This window comes from Streptomyces sp. NPDC029044 (assembly GCF_040637495.1).
GTDB lineage: Bacteria > Actinomycetota > Actinomycetes > Streptomycetales > Streptomycetaceae > Streptomyces.
On sequence record NZ_JBEZWN010000017.1, the window covers coordinates 23,341 to 41,396 of the forward strand.

The window sequence follows — 18,056 nt, forward strand, 5'->3', positions numbered from 1 at the left end:
CGCCCCAAGACCGGGCTCTCCCGGGGGCACCGTCCCCCGAGCCCTCGGGAGAGCCCCGACCAGCATGTGGAGAACGGAACATGGCGAGTGTGACGCCCAGCGCGGACAGCGCGCACGCCATGAGCGACCGCGCCCTGCGACGCCGGCTGCTCGCGACGACCCCCGGCAACCGGCAGGCGGTTCTCCTCACGGCCGCGGCGACCGCCCTGGGCGCCGCCGCCGTGGTCGGACAGGGCCTCGCCCTCGCCGCCGCCCTGACCCGGGCCTTCCAGGGGCGGTCGGTCACCGTGGCGGCACTGTGCTGTCTGGCCGCGGTGGCGGTACGCGCCGCCGCCTCCCGGATACGCGCCCGCGTCGCCGAACGCGCCGCCGCGGCAACCCAACTCCGGTTGCGCACCGACCTGTTGACTGCCACGGCCCGCACCGGCCCGTACGCCTCGCGCCGCCCGGCCGGGGAGACGGCCACGCTCCTCACGCGCGGTGTCGACGCCCTCGACCCCTACCTCGCGGGCTATCTGCCGCAGGCCGCGGTCGCCGCGCTCGTACCGCCCGCCGTCACCGTGGCCGTCCTCCTCCACGACCCGCTGAGCGGCGTCGTGCTGCTCGTGACCCTGCCGCTGATCCCCCTCTTCGGGGCGCTCGTCGGGCTCCACACCCGGGATGCCACCGCACGGCAGTGGTCGGCCCTCGCCCGTCTCGGCGGGCACTTCCTCGACGCGCTGCGCGGACTCGGCACGCTCCGGGTGTTCGGGCGCACCGCGGCCCAGGAGGAGATCGTCGCGGACACGGCGGGCAGACACCGCAGAGCCACACAACGCACGCTCCGTATCACCTTCCTGTCCACGCTCGTCCTGGAGACGGCGGCCACCTTGTCGATCGCGCTGATCGCCGTGCCGGTCGGGCTGCGGCTGCTCGGCGGCTCCCTCGGTCTGTACACGGCGCTCGTGGTGCTGCTCCTCGTCCCGGAGGCGTTCGGGCCGCTGCGCGCCCTGGGCAGCCGTTTCCACGCGGGCGCGGAAGGCCTCGCGGCGGCGCGCGCCGCCTTCGCCGTCATGGACGCGGCCGAGGAGCACGGCGGCACCGTCACGGACCTGCCCGCCCCGGCCCGCATCGACGTCGAGCACGTCACCGTGGTCCTGCCCGGACGGTCCGAACCCGTCCTGCACGACGTGTCGTTCACGATCCGTGCCGGTGAGCGGGTGGCGCTCACCGGGCCGAGCGGCAGCGGCAAGTCCACCCTCCTCGCCCTGCTGCTCGGGCTGCTCACACCCACCGAGGGCAGGGTCCTCGTCGACGGCGACGATCTCGCCACGGTGGACCTCGAAGCGTGGCGCCGGCACCTCGCCTGGGTTCCGCAGCGCCCCCACCTGTTCGACCGCACGGTCGCCGAGAACATCCGGCTCGGCCGCCCCGACGCCTGCGACGAGGCCGTCGAGCAGGCGGCACGGGCCGCCGTCGCGCACGAGTTCATCAGCGCGATGCCGCACGGATACCGCACTCGCCTGGGAGCCAGGGGCGCGGGCCTCTCCGCGGGACAGCGGCAACGCGTCGCCCTGTCCCGGGCGTTCCTGCGCGACGCACCCCTGCTCCTGCTCGACGAACCGACAGCCGGTCTCGACGCCGACAGCGAGCAGACCCTCCTGGCGGCGAGCGCCCGCCTGATGCGGGGCCGCACGGTCCTCCTCGTCGCCCACCGCCCCGCTCTCCTGCACGGCGCCGACCGGCACCTGGAGGTCAGCGCGGGCACGGTACGGGAGCTGACCCTGCGATGAGCGTCTCCGACGCGGGTGCGGCCACCCGGGCGACCCGCCGTGAACCGTCCACACTGTCCAGGGAGTTGGGCGCATCGATGACGACCGCACGTACCCCTTCGGGGAACCGGCCCCTGCGCACCCTGTGGTCCGTGCTGCGGGCCGGCGGGGGAGCGCGGCGCCTGACGGCCGCCGTCGCACTCGCCGCCGCCGCCGACCTCGCCGGGACCGGCCTCACGGCATGCGCGGCCTGGCTGATCGCGCGCGCCGCACAACAGCCGCCCATGGGCGCACTCGCCGTCGCCGTCGTCGCCGTCCGTGCCTTGGCCGTGACCAAGGGCGTCTTCCGGTACGGGGAGCGCCTGGCCGGCCACGATGCCGCGCTGCGGGCCGTGGCCCGGCTGCGGTGCGCCGTGTTCGGCTCCCTGGCCCGCGGCCCCCTGCACGACGGCCCGGCCGGCGCCGACGCGGTGTCCCGCGCCGTCTCCGACGTGGACGTCGTACAGGACGCCCTGCTGCGGGTGGTGCTGCCCATGGCGAGCGCCGTGATCGTGGCCTGCTGCGCCGTGGGCGTCACGGCGGCCGTCACCCCGGCGGGGGCGCTGGTCCTCGCCGCGGGCCTGGCCGTCGGCGGCCTCCTCGTTCCGGCGGCCACCGGGTGGGCCGCCGCCCGCGCGGAGAGCGCGATCGCCCGTATCCATGCCGAACTGGCCGCCCGCACCGTGGACCTGGTCGAAGGCGCCGGCGACCTTCAGGTGTACGGGGCTGCCGGACGCGAGGCGGCCGCCGCCGCGGCGACGGCCCGCCGCGTGAGCGACACGTCCCGCGGCGCCGCCGCCCGTACGGCAACGGCCGCCACGGCCCTGACCGCGGTACAGGGCGCCACCGCGCTGGCCGTGGCCTTCGTGGCGGCCCCGGCGGGACCGGTGTGGGCCGTGACTCTGCCGCTGCTCGCCCTCGCCGCCCACGAGGCGCTCACGCCGCTGCCCGCGGCCGCCGGGCATCTGCCCGGTCTGACCCACCGCGCCCGCCGCCTCCACGATCTCCTGACCACACCCGCCGACCCGGCGACCGGCCTGGCCGCCGCGCCGGACGAGGCCCGCACCCCGCCGGACTCCGCCCATCTGTCCCTGCGCGGCATGGGCATCCGCTACCGTCCGGACGCCCCCTACGCCGTACGCGGCATCGACCTGGACGTACCGCCGGGCAAGCGGATCGCCGTCATCGGCGCGAGCGGCTCGGGCAAGTCCACCCTGCTGTCCGGTATCGCCCGCCTGGTCCACGCCGGTGAAGGGCGGCTCCTGGTCAACGGACGGGATCTGGCGACCCTCGCCGAGCCCGAACTGCGGCGCACCATCAGCGGTGTGTTCCAGGACGCCCATGTCTTCGCCACGAGTCTCCGCAACAACCTGCTGCTCGCCCGCCCCGGCAGCGACGACGCGGCGCTGTGGACCGCGCTGCGCGAGGCCGGGCTCACCGACTGGGCACGCGCCCTGCCCGCCGGCCTCGACACCCTGATCGGGCCCGACGGCGGCACGCTCTCCGGCGGACAGCGCCGCCGCCTCCTGCTCGCCCGGGCGCTGCTCGCCGCACCGCCGGTCCTCCTGCTCGACGAACCCACCGAGAACCTGGACGCCGACACGGCCGGCGCGGTCCTCGGCGCCGTCCTGCGCGCCACCGAGGACCGCACCTTGATCCTCGTCACCCACCGGCACGAGGACCTCGAAGCCATGGACGAGATCCTCGTCATGGCCGACGGCCGCATCGTGCGGCGCGGCACTCCCGGCGAGATCCTCGGCACGCGGCCCCCGGGCCTCACGCAGGTCACGCGGCCCCCGGGCCTCGTACAGGTTCCGTGACCGGCCGTGGCCGGGGCCGGCGCCCGGGCGGGTGAGCACCACCACGCGCGACGAACGAAGCACCGGCACCGTCCGGCCCTAGCGGACGACCCCGCGCTGCGAGAGCTCCGAGCGCTCGTGCAGGTACCGGTGGGCGACGGCGATGCCGGCGGCCGCGGCGAGAGCCAGCAGGGCGAGGAGGACCCGCCGTCCGGGATCCGGGGCGGATGCGGGCGGCCGGGGCGGGTTCGGGGGGCCGGAGACGTCCCGGCTGATCCGCTGCCAGACGCGTTCCGGGGGTGCCGTCGGCAGGTCCACGAGCTGCGCGGTGCGGGCCGCCGCGACCACGCGGGTCAGCATACGGAGCTCGTCACGGCAGCGGTCGCACCGCTCGACGTGGAGCAGGGCCTCGGCGTCGGCGTCGGTCGGGGTGGCGTTGCGCAGCGCCAGTTCCACCAGGTGCGCGGACTCCACGTGGGTCACTTCGCCCTCCCGTTCCCCGCTGGGCGGGACTCGTCGGGCTCCGCCGTGACGACGAGGTTGGCCACGTAGCCGCCTCGCTCGGGGTCGTACGGAGGCGCACAGGTGATGAGGGTGAGGACGGGGGCGCCGCTCCGGCGGAACGCCGAGTCCGGCAGGTCGTCCTTGGGCGTGGTGACCCGCGAGACGACCCGGTAGTGCACCGGCCCGCCCCCCGCCCGGCGCACCTCGACGCGGTCTCCGCGCCGCACGTCGTACAGCGCCAGGAACTCACCGAGGTCACCGGTCTCGGAGTCGACGTGCCCGACGAGCACGGCCGAGCCCCGGGCACTGCCCGGCGCGGGGCCGTGGCGGTACCACCCGGCCACGGACGGGTCGTCGGGGACGGCCATGTCCCCCCGGTCCGTCACGCCCACCGGACCGACCTCGGCGTCGAGGCCGGTGCGGGGGACGAGCACCCGCCGGGGCGGTGGATCCTGCCCCGTGCCGGGTGTCGCCTCCGGGGCCGACGTGCCCCCGCGGGCCGACGGCGCTGCCGCCGCGTCGGGCGGGAGCGCGGCCGGCTGCGACGGCGTGGCCGGAGAACCGAGGACGGCTGCCAGAGCGGCAGCCGCCGCCATCGGTCCCGTCAGCCGTCGCCTGCCGTCAGCCACGCCGGCGGGCGACCCGGCGGGTCACCAGCAGGCCCGCCGCCGCGACCGCTCCGGCCCCGGCGGCCCCGGCGGCCCAGGCCGGCCCCAGGTCGGAGGAGTTCGGCGCGACGGCGGCACCGCTGCCGCCCGCGGGGACGCCCTTGGGTGAGGACTCCATGCCGCTGAACGTCTGGGTCGCCAGGGCCAGGTTCTGGTCCTCGGCGCTGCCCCAGGCGTAGACGACGTTGCTGGTGCCTTCGCCGAGCTTCAGGTCGGCCGGGCCTATGGCCACGGTGTCCGTACCGGCGAGCACCACGTCGGCGTTGATCGTGCCCGCGTCGACCTCGGCGGTGTCCTCCTTGGGGTTGGTCAGGTTGCTGAACACCGGCTGTCCGCCGGCCCGGACGTCGACGGCCGGCGCGGCCGCGACATGGCGGACCGTCAGACGGGACTTGCCCGCCTCGACCTGGGAGACGTCGTTGGTGAAGGCCGTCAACTGGGGATCGCCGCCGGCGGTGAGATGGGCGGCGACCGTGGCGTTCGCGCCCTGAGGCACCTCGATCTTCTTCTCCAGGGCCGGAGTCCCGCCGGGTCCCTGGCCGGCTTCGAAGATCTGGATGTCGTAACTCCCGGCGTCCAGGGACAGCGGGTCCGTCACGGTGCCGGGCTTGAAGTCGCCGATCAGTTCGTCGCCGTTGGCGTACACGTCCACGGTCATACCGGGGATGCCGTGGAAGACGGACACCATGGCCTTGTCCTGCTGCTGGGCGGCCAGGGCCGGCGCGGAGAGGCCGAGGGCCAGGGCGCAGGCTCCGGTCGTGGCGGCGATGGCGAGGGGGGTGCGTGAAATCATGGGAATCATCCCTTCGAACGGAGTCTCCGTACGGTGCGGAGTCTCGGTCCTGTTTCCGGTGCGGGGGCCGCCGCGGATGCGCGTACGGCTGGCACTAGTTCCCCGGCAGGCAACGTTTGCCCCTCGAGGAGCGGCGTCCGGTGCGTGCTCTCGGCGTGCCGGCAGGAAGCCCTCGTACTGGACGTACTGGGGCTTTCGTCCGGTGCGGCGAGGGCGCGTGCCGGGCGTCGCGACGGGGCGGACGTTGCCTGTTGGGGCACTAGAGGTCCGTGCCGTGGACCGGGGGCTGCTCTATCGCCTGGCGGAGCCGGTGCAGGCCGCGGCGGGCGTGGCTCTTGACGGTCCCCAGGGGCATGCCGGTCCGCTCCGCGATCTGGGCCTGGGTCAGGTCCTCGTAGAAGGCCATGCACAGCACCTCCCGTTGCGAGCAGGGCAGTTGGGCCAGGGCGTCGATGAGCAGCACCCGGTCCAGGACGCGGTCCGGTGCCGCCTCGTCGGGCCCCGTGGTGCCCGCGTCGCGGCCGGCCGAGTCGATGAGTGTCAGGCGCCTCGTCCGGGCCGCCAGCGCGTCGACGATCTTGCGGCGGGTGATGCCGACCAGCCAGGCGCCGAGCGGACCGCGTTCGGGGCGGAATCCGGCCCGGCCGTGCCAGGCGCCGAGGAAGACCTGCTGGGTCACGTCCTCCGCCTCGTAGGTGTCGCCGAGCAGTCGGGTGGCCATGGTGTGGACGAGCGAGCCCCATCGCCGGTAGATCGCGGCGAACGCCTCCTCGTCGGCGGCGACGAGGCCACGGGCCAGTTCCTCCTCGTACCGCGTTTCCTCCACGGGTGCGGCGGGGGCGGTGGTGCGTGCGTTGGTGATCATGGCCGGGTTCCTCCTGCAGTGCGTCGTGCGGGGACGGGAGGCCGTCCGCCGAACCGCACCGGTCGCGCTGTGCCGAGCCGCGACCATGCGCTCGAAGCCAGTGTTCGGCGCACAAACGACGCATCACAACGTGCGTCGTTTGTGCGTCGTACAGTCGGAGGTATGGGTGTACACGAACGGGACAGCCGGGACCGCGGCCCCGGGAGCGCGCCGGCCGGCGTCGGACTGACCACGGGGGAGGTGGCCAGGCGGCTGGGGGTCGCCCCCACCACGGTCCGCACCTGGGACCGGCGCTACGGCCTGGGACCCGACGCGCACACGGGCGGCCGGCACCGGCGGTGGACCCCCGTGGACGTGGCCCGGCTGGAGCGGATGTGCGCCCTGACGGCGACCGGGATACCGCCCGCCGAGGCCGCGCGCACGGTCCTCGGCGAAGCGACGCGGGAACCGGCCCCGGCCCGGCGGGCTGCCCCGGCACCGCGGGAGGCCGCCGGGGAGACGACGCAGGAACCGGCGGGGGAGACGGCCCCGGACCGCGGGGGCATCGACGTGCCACCGCCACCGCCACCGTCCGTCCGCGCCCGCAGCCGGGCGGGCAGCGGGCTGCGCCTCGGTGACGTGCGTCAGGAGTGCAAGGGCATCGCCCGTGCCGCGCTGCGCCTCGACGCCGCCGCCCTCGACGGGCTGCTGGAGGCCGCGATCGCCGAGCACGGTCTGGTCGTCGCCTGGACCGAGGTGATCATGCCGACCCTCCAGGCGGTCGGCCGCAAGTGGGAGAGCTCCGGCGAGAAGTACGTCGAGGTCGAGCACTTCCTGTCCTGGCACGTCTCCGGTGCGCTGCGGCGCGGCGCACCGCCCACGGCCGCGGACCGCCCGGGTGCGACCGTCGTGCTCGCCTGCGTGCCGGGCGAGAACCACACGCTGCCCCTGGAGGTGCTGGCCGCCGCGCTCGCCGAACGCGGCGTGCCGGTGCGCATGTTCGGCGGTGCCCTGCCCGTGGAGTCCCTCGTCACGGCCGTCCGCCGAACCGGTCCGGCCGCGGTGGCGCTGTGGGCGCAGTCCCGGACGACCGCCAGCCGCCCGCTGGCCCAGCACGTCGCCGCGATGGAGTGGGGCGTGCGGGGCGCCCGCCGCAAGCCGGTCGTCCTGACGATCGGGCCCGGCTGGAGCGGCCGGACCGTTCCCGGCCTGCCGCGCCCCACGGGACTGGCCGAGGCCGTCGCGCTTCTGGAGACGGTCGTGTCGCGATAGGTCCGGCTGACTGCAACGGTCGTGGCGCGATGGCTCCGGCTGGCTGCAACGGTCGTGTCGCGATAGCTCCGGCTGACTGCATCCGAACAGGGGCACCCGCCCGAAGCGGTGAACGGACAGGACACGACGGGCACACCACGGCGGACACGGCACGGTCGACCGGGTGGCCGGGAGCGGAGTGCGGACATGAGCGGCGCGTGGTGGGCCCGGTGAGCCGGGGACCCGTCGGCCCGTCGGACGTGGTGGTCGTCGGGGGCGGTGCCGCCGGCCTCAGCCTCGCGTACCGGCTGGTCGAGACCGGCGTCGCGACCGTGACCGTGGTCGAACCGCCGGATGGTCCAGCGCGTCCGGCCGAGCGGACCTGGTGCTACTGGGACCAGGGCGACGGCGACTTCGAGGAGGCGGTCACCGCCACCTGGCCCCTACTGCGGGTGCACGGCCCGGACGGCGGCCCGCTCACCGTCGATCCGGCCCCCGCGCGTTACCGGATGGTGCGCTCCGCGGCCTTCGAAAGGCTCGTGCACGCCCGGCTGGCACACGCGCCCGGCGGGCGGCTGCTGCGCGCCACAGCCGATACGGTGCGCGACGTGCCCGGAGGCGCGGAGGTCCGCTGCACGGCACAGGACGGCCGGACCCTGACACTGCGCTCCCGCTACGTGTTCGACTCGCGGCCGCTGCGCGCCCTGCCCCCCGCCCGGACGCAGCTGCTCCAGCACTTCCGCGGCTGGTTCGTGCGCACCCGCGGCGACCGCTTCGACCCGGCGGTCGCCGACCTCATGGACTTCCGCGTGCCCCAGCCGCGGCACGGACTCGCCTTCGGCTACGTCCTGCCGCTGGCCCCGGACCGGGCGCTCGTGGAGTACACCGAGTTCTCCCGTACCCCGCTGACCACCGAGGCCTACGAGGCGGCGCTCGGCCACTACGCCCGCGAGGTGCTGCGCCTGGGCGAGTTCGCCGTGGAGAGGGCCGAGCAGGGCGTCATCCCCATGACCGACGCCCGCTTCCCCCGGCGGGCCGGGGAGGCCGTCTTCCGCATCGGGACGGCGGGCGGCGCGACCCGCCCCGCCACCGGCTACACCTTCGCGGCGGTACAGCGGCACAGCCGGGCCATCGCCGCCGCCCTGCAACGCGGCCGCGCCGGCGTGCCCGCACCGCACGGGCGGCGGGCGCTCGCCATGGACGCGGTGCTGCTGCGGGCCCTGGACACCGGCCGGATCGACGGCCCCGCGTTCTTCACCGGCCTGTTCCGCCGGACGCCGACGCCGCGCCTGCTGCGCTTCCTCGACGGCGCCACCTCGCTCCGGGAGGAGTGGGGCATCGGCCTGCGCACCCCGGTGGGCCCGATGCTCCGCACCGCGCTCGAAGTGCCCTTCCTCCCCCGCCGCACCCACCCCGTCCCAGGAACCGGAGAGAGCCACCGATGACCCTGCTGCGCGACCACGACCTGGCACGCGCCTTCGACCACGCGTCCCGCACCTACGACCGCCTCACCGGCCTCAACCCCGGATACCGCGCCGACCTGCTGCGCTCGGCCCGCCGGCTGAAGCTCCCCGGGGACGGGGCCGGCCTGCACCTGCTCGATCTCGGCTGCGGCACCGGCGCCTCCACCCGGGCCCTGCTGCGGGCCGCACCCCGGGCGCGGATCACCGCGGTGGACGCCTCGGCGGGCATGCTGCGCCGGGCGCTGGCCAAACCGTGGCCCGACGGCGTGCGCTTCCTGCACCTGAGCGCCGAGGAACTCGACGCGGCCGGTGAAGGCCCCTTCGACGCGGTCTTCGCCGCCTACCTGTTCCGCAACGTCTCCGACCCGGACGCCGTCCTCGGCACGGTGCGCGGACTGCTGCGGCCGGGCGGAAGGCTCGCCGTCCACGAGTACAGCCTCGGCGGCTCGCCCGCGCACCGGGCGCTGTGGACGGCCGTCTGCCAGGGGGTGATCATTCCGGCGGGCACACTCACCGGTGACCGGGCCCTGTACCGGCACCTGTGGCACAGCGTCCTCGACTTCGACACCGCCTCCGGCTTCACCGGGCGGCTGACGCGCGCCGGATTCACGGGCGCCCGGGCCCTGCCCCTCGCGGGATGGCAGACCGGCATCACGCACACCTTCGTCGCCGCGGCCGGGGAGGCCACCCGATGAGCACCCCTGCGGCCGCCCGCCGCGGCCGGGACCGCAAGGCAGAGGTCCTCGTGCCCGCACCCGGCCGGGACCGGTTCGCGCGCGAGGACGCGCCGTCCGTCGCCGTGGTGGGCGGCGGTATCGCCGGTCTCGCCGCCGCCACCGGGCTGGCCGAACGCGGCGCCCGCGTGACCCTCTACGAACGCGAGGACGCCCTGGGCGGCCGCCTCGCCGGCCACCGCACCCGGCTGACCGACGGCTCCGAGGTGACCATGAGCCGCGGCTTCCACGCCTTCTTCCGCCAGTACTACAACCTGCGCGGTCTGCTGCGGCGCACCGACCCCGCCCTGGCCCGCCTCACCCCGCTGCCCGACTACCCCCTGCGGCACAGCGGCGGGCTGACCGACAGCTTCGCCCGCGTCCCGCGCACCCCGCCCCTCAGCGCCCTCGGCTTCGTCGCCCTCAGCCCCACCTTCGGCCTGCGCGACCTCGCCGCCCTGGACGCCCGGGCGGCGCTGCCGCTGCTGGACGTGCGGGTGCCCGACGTGTACGCACGTTTCGACCGGGTCGGCGCGACCGCCTTCCTGGAACGCGTCCGCTTCCCGGAGGCCGCGCACCACCTGGCGTTCGAGGTGTTCTCCCGCAGCTTCTTCGCCGACCCGCGCGAACTCTCGGCCGCCGAGCTGATGCTGATGTTCCACATCTACTTCCTCGGCTCCTCGGAGGGACTGCTCTTCGACGTGCCCGACGAGCCCTTCCCGCAGGCCCTGTGGGAACCCCTCGCCGACTACCTCCAGCGCCTCGGCACGACCGTCCGCACCGGCACCCCCGTCCGCGCCGTGGAGCCCGGCTCAGCCGGGGGAGCCGACGTGCGCACCGGCACCGGCACCGACCGGCACGACGCGGTGGTGCTCGCCCTCGACACCGCGGGACTGCGCCGGGTCGTCGCCGACTCGCCCCGCCTCGGCACCACCCCCTGGCGCGAGGACATCGCCGCCCTGCGCACCGCCCCGCCGTTCCTCGTCTCGCGGCTCTGGCTCGACCGGCCGGTCCGCGCCGACCGCCCCGGCTTCCTCGGCACCAGCGGCTACGACGGCCTCGACAACATCAGCGTCCTGGACCGCTACGAGGGCGAGGCCGCCCGCTGGGCCGCGCACCGCGGGGGGTCCGTGGTCGAACTGCACGCCTACGCCGTCGACCCCGGAGCGGACCGGAAGACCGTGCAGGAGGAGCTGCTCCGGCAGTTGCGGCGGGTTTACCCGGAGACCCGTCAGGCGCGCCTCGTCGACGCCCGGCACGAGTGGCGCTCGGACTGCCCGCTCTTCCCGGCCGGCACCCACCACCGGCGCCCCACCGTACGGACCCCGCACCCCTGGCTGACGCTCGCCGGCGACGGGCTGCGCTGCGACCTGCCCGTGGCCCTGATGGAACGCGCCGCCACCACCGGCTTCCTGGCGTCCAACGCCCTGCTCGCCCGGTGGGGCGTCCGCGGCCAGGTGCTGTGGACCGTGCCACGGGCGGGCCGCTCCCCGGTGCTGCGGGCCCTCGGCGCGCTCGCGGAACGCGGGTCGCGCTGGTGATGCGGGGCCGCTGGGCGGGCTTGGGTTGCGCCGGTGATGCGGGGCCGCGGGGCGGGCTCGGGTTGCGCCGGTGATGCGGGGCCGCCGGACGGGCCCGGGCCGCGCCGGTGACGCAGGGCCGCCGGGCGGGCTCGGGTGCGCCGTGCGGGCTCGGGTGCGCTGCGCCGGTGATGCGGGGCCGCTGGGCGGGCTCGGGTTGCGCCGGTGATGCGGGGCCGCTGGGCGGGCTCGGGTTGCGCCGGTGATGCAGGGCCGCTGGGCGGAACGCGGGTCGCGCCGGTGATGCAGGGCTGCCGGGCGGGCTCGGGTCGCGCCGGTGGCGCAGGGCTGCCGGGCGGGCTCGGGTTGCGCCGGTGGCGCAGGGCTGCCGGGCGGGCTCGGGTTGCGCCGGTGGCGCAGGGCCGCTGGGCGGGCTCGGGTTGCGCCGGTGATGCACGGCCGCCGGGCGGAACGCGGGTCGCGCCGGTGGCGCAGGGCCGCTGGGCGGGCCCGGGCCGCTCCGCGCAGGCCCGTCCGGCGGGGTCGTGTCACCCGGGGAAGCGTCCGGTGCTGCGCAGCTCCCAGCGCCTCTCGGCGTAGGCGAGGTCGTCGCGCCACAGGCGCCCGGCCGTACCCCGCATCAGGGGGCGCAGCACGGGGGCGGCGGCCCGGGCCAGGGCGAAGCCCCGCCGGTCCGAAGCGGCGACGACCGCCTCGATCACGGCCGTCCGCGGTCGGTCCGCGTCCGCCGCGGTCAGCGGCGTGGCATGCGTCTCGACCACGGACGTGGCGCCCTCGCCGCCGGTGATGCGCATGACGACGGTGCGCGGCTCCGGCGCGGTGAACTCGGCCCGCACGGGCACCACCAGACGGCCCGCCACCCGGAAGGACACGTCGACCACGAAGGCGTCGTCCGCGTCGCCCCCCTCGCCGCCCTGCGGTTCCCTCACCACCGTCAGATCGACGAAGGAGTACGGGTGGAACCAGGACCCGTGCCACGGATCGAGCCGGTTGGCCACCACGTCCTGCGGCTCGCACCGCCCGACCGCCGTGAACACCGCGTCCACCCCGGCGCCCGGCGCGGGACGCGCCGGAACCACGGGCCGTTCCGACGGCTCCTCACCCCCGACGCCGTCCAGCCGCACCCACACCAGTACTCCGTCGTCGTGCACGGGGTACGGCTGCCAGCCGGCGAACGCGGCACCGTCCAGGGCCAGTCCGTGCCAGTGGCAGACCAGCGTGCCGCACACCACCCGGCTGTCCCGCAGCGGAGCACCGAGGTGCGGGCAGGCGCCGGGACCGGCCCGCAGCTCGCCCGTCTCCGAGCGCCACAGCACCACCTCGACGCCGCCGACGGTCCTGCCGTGGGGGCGGCCGGGGCGCACGGCGCGCGAGGAGCCGACGACGAACCAGTTGCCCGAGGGCCGGGCGGACGCCCGTTTGAGCGTGTCGGCGATCAGCGCCGGGCGGGCCGCGCGCCAGGTCGGCGTCTGCTCCGCCCAGCCGGGGCCGCGGCGCCGCCGCAGCGGTGAGGTCCAGCGTGCCTTGTCCGCTCGGTCAGTCACGAGCCGGTCCTTTCCGTTCCAGCGCGGCGGGCCGCGTCGCGGGTGCCGCGCGCCACCGCGCGCCGGCCACCTTCAGGACACCGGCCGCGGCGGTGGCCGCCCGCCGGCGCCGGGGCACCACCGCCCGACGGTGCAGCACGGCGTAGTCGTGCCGAGCGATCGCGTCGAGGATGCCGCCGTACAGCGTGAACGCGGTGCGGATGCACGGGCGTACCCGCGGGTCGAGCATCGCGATGCCCGGTTCCGCGTCCCGGTACACGTCCCTGGTCAGGGCCTCGGCGGCGACGAGCGCCGCCCGGATGCGCGGGTCACGGCGGCCGCTGCGCCGGCTCCACTCCAGCAGCGGCCGGTCCACGCCGTGGGCGGCGAGCAGGTCCGCCGGCAGGTAGACGCGACCGCGGTCCAGGTCCTCACCCACGTCCCGCAGGAAGTTGGTCAGCTGGAACGCCACCCCGAGGGCCGCCGCGTGCGGTGCCGCCTCCTCGCGCGGGACGACCGTGCCGAGCACGGGCAGCATCTGGAGGCCGATCACCGCGGCCGAGCCGTGCATGTAGGCCCGCAGGTCGGCGTAGGTCGGGTAGTCCGTGACGGTCAGGTCGGCGCGCATCGACGCGAGGAAGTCGGCGAACAGGTCCACCTCGATGCCGTAGCGGCCGGCGGTGTCGGCCACGGCCCGCACCACCGGTTCGGCCCCGCCGCCGCCCCGCAGCCCGTGCGCGAGATCGCCCTCCAGCCGCTTCAGCAGCAGGTCCCGCTCGTCGGGTGTCAGCCGCCGGTCCAGGTCGTCGACGATGTCGTCGGCCCAGCGGGCGAAGCCGTACAGCGCGTGCACCGCGGACCGGCGCTCCAGCGGCAGCAGGCGCGTGGCCAGGAAGTAGGTCCGGCCGTGCCGGGCGTTGAGCTGCCGGCACCGGCTGTAGGCGCCGCGCAGGCCGGGGTCGGTGATGCCGGCGGCATCCAGTTCACGACGGGTCATGGGCACCTGCTCCGGTCGGGGCGGACGGGCGGCGGTCGGGGGACCGGCCCGCCCGGATCACCCGGGTGCGGCCCCCGGTGACGCGGGCGGCGGCGAGTTTCCCGCTGATGAGCACGGTCGGTACGCCGACCCCGGGCGTGGTCCCGCAGCCGGCGAGCACCACGTTGTCCAGCCCGCGCACGAGGTTGCGCGGCCGGAAGGGCCCGGTCTGGGCGAAGGTGTGGGACACGGAGAAGGGACTGCCCGCCGCGTGGCCCTGGGCCGCCCAGTCGAGCGGCGTCACCAGCAGTTCCTCCTCGACGCCGGCCGCGAACCCGTCCAGGCCGCGGCGTTCCAGCTCGGCGACCAGGCTGTCGCGGTACCGCGGGCCCAGGTCCCGCCAGGCGGCGGCGGAGGGGCCGACGGCCGTGTTGGGGCAGGGCGCCAGGACGTAGTGCAGGTGGCGGCCCGGCGGCGCCAGGGAGGCGTCGTGCGTGGTCGGACGGGTGATCAGCAGCGACGGGTCGCTCATCAGCGAACCCGAGCGGGTCAGTTCGTCGAAGGTGCGCTCCCACGCGGCGCCGAAGGACAGCGTGTGGTGGGCGAGGTGGGGCCAGGTGCGGTCGGTCCCCGCGTGCAGGACCACCGCGGACGGCGAGTGCCGCAGCCGTACCGGACGCCGGGGCGCCCGGCCCAGCAGCCGGTGCGCGGTGGGCAGTTCGCAGGTCAGCACCACCGTGTCGCACGGGATGCGCTCGCCCGACGCGAGCCGGACCGCCCGCACCCGGCCCGCGGAGCGTTCCAGCCCGCTCACCTCGGCCGACCAGCGCAGCTCCGCACCGGCTCCGGCCGCCACGTCCGCCATCGCCCGGGGCAGCGCGTGCATGCCGCCCTTGGGGAACCAGACACCGGCCACCGTGTCCATGTAGGCGATCACCGCGTACGCCGCGAGCGCCCGGGCCGGTGCGACCCCGGCATACAGGGCCTGGAAGGAGAAGACCCGGCGCAGACGGGCGTCGGAGAGGAAGCGGCCGATCCTGCCGTCGAGACGCCCGAAGCCGCCGAGCGCCGCCAGCCGGGCCAGGTCCGGGTGTGCCAGCTGGAACGGCGAGTCGAAGTTGGTGTCGATGAAACGGCCCATCTGCGCCCGGTACAGCCGCTCCAGCCACTCCCGCAGCCTGCGGTAGCCGGCCGCCTCGGCCGGTCCGGCGAAGCGCCGCACCTCCGCCTCCATGGCGTCGGCCCCGGTGTGCACGTCGAGCGAGGTCCCGTCCGCGAAAACGGCCCGGTAGGCGGGGTGCAGGGGCATCAGCTCGACGTGCCGGCCGAGGCTCTCGCCGACCGCCGCGAACGCCTCGTCGGCCAGGTGCGGCATCGTCAGCACGGTCGGCCCGGTGTCCACCAGGTAGTCGCCGAGCCGGGCCCGCCCGGCCCTCCCGCCCGGCCCGGCGTCCCGTTCGACGAGCGTCACCCGGCGGCCCGCGCCCAGCAGATGCAGGGCGCACGCCAGCCCGGACAGGCCGGCGCCCACCACGACGACATGGTCCGTCGGTCCCGTCACCGTCCTCATACGAGCTCCTCCGCCGGGCGCGGGGCGAGACCCGAGGCCCGCTCGACCAGGGCGGCGAACTCCCGCCGCACACCCGTGGCGGCGCCGGTCGCCTCGAAATGCCGCAGCCCGGTGGCCGCCAGGTCCGCGATCCTCGCCTCCACCTCCTCCCGGGCGCCCGTCCGCTCCATGGCCTCCCGCATCCGGTCGACGGTGTGCCCCGGCCGGGCCTGGGCGCCCGGCGCGAGCACGGCGGCGGCGTCCCGGTCGCCGGTGGCCTCCGCGAGCCGGACGGCGGCGGCGAGGAGAGGCGTGAGCTTGCGGGAGCGCAGATCCTCGTCGGCCGGTTTACCGGTCAGCGCCGGGTTGCCGAACGCCCCGAGGAGGTCGTCACGCAGCTGGAAGGCCAGCCCCGCGCACCGGCCGGCGGCCCGCAACGCGCCCACGGTGCGGGCGTCCGCGCCCGCCAGGGCCGCGCCCAGCGCCAGGGGCCGCGCGACCGTGTACCGGGCGCTCTTCAGGACGGCGATGGTCAGCGCCTCCTCGGCGCCGGACGAGCCGCTCGCCTGCGCGCGCAGGTCGCGGTACTGCCCGGCGACCATCTCGGTGCGCATCGCCCGCCACTCCTCGTGCAGCCGCGAGCCGTGCGGCGAGGCGAGCGCCGTCTCCGTCAGCAGGTCGTCCGCCCACGCCAGCGCCAGGTCGCCCGCGAGCACCGCGGCCGACGTCCCGAACGCGTCGGTGGACCGGCCGGTCCGGCCGGCCGGGTGCTCCCGGGCGAAGTCCACGTGCAGGGCGGGGGCGCCCCGGCGCAGCGGTGACCCGTCCATCACGTCGTCGTGGATGAGGGCGCAGGCCTGGAGCAGTTCGAGGGCCGCGCCCGTGCGCGAGACCGCGCCGGTGTCTCCGGAGCCGCCCGCGGCCCGCCAGCCGCACCACACGAACGCCGTACGCAGCCGCTTGCCGCCCCGCCGGACGAACGCGGCGACGCGCTCGGCCGTCTCGCGGGAGAACACCGCGTCGGTGTCGCGGGCCTGCCGCAGCCGGTCCTCCAGCACCCGCTCCAGAACCGCCTCCATGGCGCGCGTGGCCCCGGGAGCGGTGAGCGGGGCGTGGTTCGTCTCCGCCGGTCCGGCCGTCGTCGGCCGCGGTCCAAGCATGCCCAACCCCTTCTCGCTTCCGGTCGTTCGCACCTCAGTGCGTCCGTGTGCTTCCGTGTGCTTCCGCCGGGAGTGGTGTTCCGGATGCGTCGGGTGCCCGATTCTCAGCCGCGGCCACGGGCCTGCCGGAAGCGGGCCAGGCCCTCGCCGAGATCGAGGAGCGGCTCCGGATACCGCAGCCCGGCCCGCTCGTCCGCCGGCAGCCGCCAGGGCTCGTGCACCGCGGCGCCGCCGACCTCCGCCAGTTCGGGCACCCAACGGCGTACGTACGTGCCGTCCGGGTCGTAGCGCTTGCCCTGGAGGACGGGGTTGAGGACGCGGTGGGGGCGGGTGTCGGTGCCGGTGCCGGCGACCCACTGCCAGTTCAGCTGGTTGTTGACGAGGTCGCCGTCCACCAGATACCGCAGGAAGTGCCGGGCGCCGATCCGCCAGTCCACGTACAGCGTCTTGGTCAGGAAGCTCGCCGCCACCAGCCGGGCCCGGTTGTGCATCCAGCCCTCGTGGCGCAGCTGGCGCATGCCCGCGTCCACCACCGGGTAGCCGGTGCGGCCCTCCCGCCAGGCGGCGATGTCCTCGGCGGCCTCCTCCTCGCCGCGCCACCGGTCGCCCCGGGGGCGGTAGTCCTGCACGGACGCATCGGGCCGGGCCGCGAGGACCTGGTGGTGGAAGTCGCGCCAGCACAGCTGACGGACGAACGCCTCCGCCCCCGCGCCGCCCTTCTCGCGGGCCCGCCGGACGACCTCCACCGGCGAGAGCGCCCCGAAGTGGAGGTACGGCGACAGGCGTGAGGTCGCGTCACCGGCCAGGTCGTCGTGCCGTTCCTCGTACCGGGACAGGCCGGCATCGGCCCACCGGGCGAACCGGTCGCGCCCCGCGCCCTCCCCACCGGCCGGCAGATCCGGTGACACGTCCGCCACCCCCGCGCGCGCGGGCGGCTCCTCGCCGCGCGCCGCGTCAGGGACCCGCACCGCGCGCGGAGCGGGCAGGAGGTCGCGCAGCGGTTCCTTGGACCAGCGGCGCAGGTACGGGGTGAAGACGGCGAAGTGGTCCGAGCCGGCCGGTGTCACCGCGCCCGGCGCGAGGGCGGTGACCACGCTGTCGTGCACCCGCAGCGCGACCTGGCCGGCGCCGAGTTCCGCGCGCAGCCGCTCCTCGCGGCGGTGGGCGTAGCCGGTGACCCCCGCGGCCATGTGCACCTCCGTCGCGCCGCACTCGGCGGCGACCGACCGGACCTCCCGGGCGACCGGCCCGGAGCGCACGACCAGCCGTCCGCCGCGCCGGCGCAGCGAGGAGTCGAGGTCGGCCAGGCAGTCGGCGAGGAAGGCGGCCCGGTTGGGCACGTCGAATCCGGCGGCGTGGACGGCGGGGTCGCGGACGAACAGGGGCACGACCTCGTCCGCCGAGTTCAGCGCCGCGCGCAGGGGCGGATGGTCGTGCAGGCGCAGGTCCGAGGTGAACAGGACGACCGCGACGGTCATGGTG

At 76.2% G+C, this 18,056-nt stretch carries 15 protein-coding genes; 6 read left to right on the forward strand and 9 right to left on the reverse strand.

Features of this window, described 5'->3' with window-relative positions:
* Nucleotides 1-80 precede the first annotated feature (80 nt).
* Nucleotides 81-1,772: a thiol reductant ABC exporter subunit CydD gene (gene cydD / locus AB0E85_RS16545; protein ID WP_361927133.1), complete on the forward strand. Its 1,692-nt coding sequence runs from the start codon at nucleotides 81-83 to the stop codon at nucleotides 1,770-1,772.
* 77 nt (nucleotides 1,773-1,849) lie between these two features.
* Nucleotides 1,850-3,610 (forward strand): thiol reductant ABC exporter subunit CydC, encoded by a 1,761-nt coding sequence (gene cydC / locus AB0E85_RS16550; RefSeq protein ID WP_361927135.1) that lies wholly within the window; start codon nucleotides 1,850-1,852, stop codon nucleotides 3,608-3,610.
* A gap of 78 nt (nucleotides 3,611-3,688) precedes the next feature.
* Here the strand turns inward: cydC and AB0E85_RS16555 are convergent, their stop codons facing one another.
* From AB0E85_RS16555 to AB0E85_RS16570, 4 genes are all read right to left on the reverse strand, one after another.
* Nucleotides 3,689-4,072: a hypothetical protein gene (locus AB0E85_RS16555; RefSeq protein ID WP_361927138.1), complete on the reverse strand. Its 384-nt coding sequence runs from the start codon at nucleotides 4,070-4,072 to the stop codon at nucleotides 3,689-3,691.
* Nucleotides 4,069-4,722, reverse strand: a complete 654-nt coding sequence (locus tag AB0E85_RS16560; RefSeq protein ID WP_361927141.1) for a class F sortase — start codon at nucleotides 4,720-4,722, stop codon at nucleotides 4,069-4,071. Before AB0E85_RS16560 ends, AB0E85_RS16555 begins: the two co-directional genes overlap by 4 nt.
* A complete protein-coding gene (locus tag AB0E85_RS16565; RefSeq protein ID WP_361927144.1) occupies nucleotides 4,715-5,554 on the reverse strand; it encodes a DUF4397 domain-containing protein in 840 nt (279 codons plus the stop codon). The genes AB0E85_RS16560 and AB0E85_RS16565 overlap by 8 nt, the downstream gene beginning before the upstream one ends.
* Before the next feature lie 259 nt (nucleotides 5,555-5,813).
* Complete coding sequence (locus AB0E85_RS16570) at nucleotides 5,814-6,419, reverse strand: sigma-70 family RNA polymerase sigma factor (protein ID WP_361927147.1); 606 nt, start codon at nucleotides 6,417-6,419, stop codon at nucleotides 5,814-5,816.
* 162 nt (nucleotides 6,420-6,581) lie between these two features.
* On the opposite strand from AB0E85_RS16570, the gene AB0E85_RS16575 reads away from it, so the two are divergent.
* The 4 genes from AB0E85_RS16575 to AB0E85_RS16590 all read left to right on the forward strand — a co-directional run bounded on the left by AB0E85_RS16575 (nucleotide 6,582) and on the right by AB0E85_RS16590 (nucleotide 11,366).
* A complete protein-coding gene (locus AB0E85_RS16575) occupies nucleotides 6,582-7,670 on the forward strand; it encodes a MerR family transcriptional regulator (RefSeq protein WP_361927150.1) in 1,089 nt (362 codons plus the stop codon).
* A gap of 209 nt (nucleotides 7,671-7,879) precedes the next feature.
* Nucleotides 7,880-9,094 (forward strand): lycopene cyclase family protein, encoded by a 1,215-nt coding sequence (locus tag AB0E85_RS16580; RefSeq protein ID WP_361927153.1) that lies wholly within the window; start codon nucleotides 7,880-7,882, stop codon nucleotides 9,092-9,094.
* Nucleotides 9,091-9,807 (forward strand): class I SAM-dependent methyltransferase, encoded by a 717-nt coding sequence (locus AB0E85_RS16585; RefSeq protein WP_361927156.1) that lies wholly within the window; start codon nucleotides 9,091-9,093, stop codon nucleotides 9,805-9,807. The genes AB0E85_RS16580 and AB0E85_RS16585 overlap by 4 nt, the downstream gene beginning before the upstream one ends.
* Nucleotides 9,804-11,366: an FAD-dependent oxidoreductase gene (locus tag AB0E85_RS16590; RefSeq protein ID WP_361927159.1), complete on the forward strand. Its 1,563-nt coding sequence runs from the start codon at nucleotides 9,804-9,806 to the stop codon at nucleotides 11,364-11,366. Before AB0E85_RS16585 ends, AB0E85_RS16590 begins: the two co-directional genes overlap by 4 nt.
* 527 nt (nucleotides 11,367-11,893) lie before the next feature.
* Here the strand turns inward: AB0E85_RS16590 and AB0E85_RS16595 are convergent.
* From AB0E85_RS16595 to AB0E85_RS16615, 5 genes are all read right to left on the reverse strand, one after another.
* Nucleotides 11,894-12,910: a DUF5914 domain-containing protein gene (locus AB0E85_RS16595; protein WP_361927162.1), complete on the reverse strand. Its 1,017-nt coding sequence runs from the start codon at nucleotides 12,908-12,910 to the stop codon at nucleotides 11,894-11,896.
* The gene (locus AB0E85_RS16600) at nucleotides 12,903-13,886 is read right to left on the reverse strand and encodes a phytoene/squalene synthase family protein (protein ID WP_361927165.1); all 984 of its coding nucleotides are present in this window, start codon (nucleotides 13,884-13,886) and stop codon (nucleotides 12,903-12,905) included. The genes AB0E85_RS16595 and AB0E85_RS16600 overlap by 8 nt, the downstream gene beginning before the upstream one ends.
* On the reverse strand, nucleotides 13,873-15,435 hold the full coding sequence (locus AB0E85_RS16605) for a phytoene desaturase (RefSeq protein WP_361927168.1): 1,563 nt from the start codon (nucleotides 15,433-15,435) through the stop codon (nucleotides 13,873-13,875). Before AB0E85_RS16605 ends, AB0E85_RS16600 begins: the two co-directional genes overlap by 14 nt.
* Nucleotides 15,432-16,574, reverse strand: coding sequence for a polyprenyl synthetase family protein (locus AB0E85_RS16610; protein ID WP_361927171.1), 1,143 nt, complete (start codon nucleotides 16,572-16,574; stop codon nucleotides 15,432-15,434). The genes AB0E85_RS16605 and AB0E85_RS16610 overlap by 4 nt, the downstream gene beginning before the upstream one ends.
* A gap of 104 nt (nucleotides 16,575-16,678) precedes the next feature.
* Complete coding sequence (locus tag AB0E85_RS16615) at nucleotides 16,679-18,052, reverse strand: deoxyribodipyrimidine photo-lyase (protein WP_361927174.1); 1,374 nt, start codon at nucleotides 18,050-18,052, stop codon at nucleotides 16,679-16,681.
* Between the last annotated feature and the right edge of the window lie 4 nt (nucleotides 18,053-18,056).

Excerpts from the sequence above, each read along its gene's own strand:
- cydD (WP_361927133.1), top strand. The coding sequence starts at position 81 with ATGGCGAGTGTGACGCCCAGCGCGGACAGCGCGCACGCCATGAGCGAC.
- AB0E85_RS16615 (WP_361927174.1), bottom strand. The coding sequence starts at position 18,052 with ATGACCGTCGCGGTCGTCCTGTTCACCTCGGACCTGCGCCTGCACGAC.
- AB0E85_RS16570 (WP_361927147.1), bottom strand. The coding sequence starts at position 6,419 with ATGATCACCAACGCACGCACCACCGCCCCCGCCGCACCCGTGGAGGAA.
- AB0E85_RS16605 (WP_361927168.1), bottom strand. The coding sequence starts at position 15,435 with ATGAGGACGGTGACGGGACCGACGGACCATGTCGTCGTGGTGGGCGCC.
- AB0E85_RS16565 (WP_361927144.1), bottom strand. The coding sequence starts at position 5,554 with ATGATTTCACGCACCCCCCTCGCCATCGCCGCCACGACCGGAGCCTGC.
- AB0E85_RS16590 (WP_361927159.1), top strand. The coding sequence starts at position 9,804 with ATGAGCACCCCTGCGGCCGCCCGCCGCGGCCGGGACCGCAAGGCAGAG.
- AB0E85_RS16585 (WP_361927156.1), top strand. The coding sequence starts at position 9,091 with ATGACCCTGCTGCGCGACCACGACCTGGCACGCGCCTTCGACCACGCG.
- cydC (WP_361927135.1), top strand. The coding sequence starts at position 1,850 with ATGACGACCGCACGTACCCCTTCGGGGAACCGGCCCCTGCGCACCCTG.
- AB0E85_RS16610 (WP_361927171.1), bottom strand. The coding sequence starts at position 16,574 with ATGCTTGGACCGCGGCCGACGACGGCCGGACCGGCGGAGACGAACCAC.
- AB0E85_RS16600 (WP_361927165.1), bottom strand. The coding sequence starts at position 13,886 with ATGACCCGTCGTGAACTGGATGCCGCCGGCATCACCGACCCCGGCCTG.
- AB0E85_RS16575 (WP_361927150.1), top strand. The coding sequence starts at position 6,582 with ATGGGTGTACACGAACGGGACAGCCGGGACCGCGGCCCCGGGAGCGCG.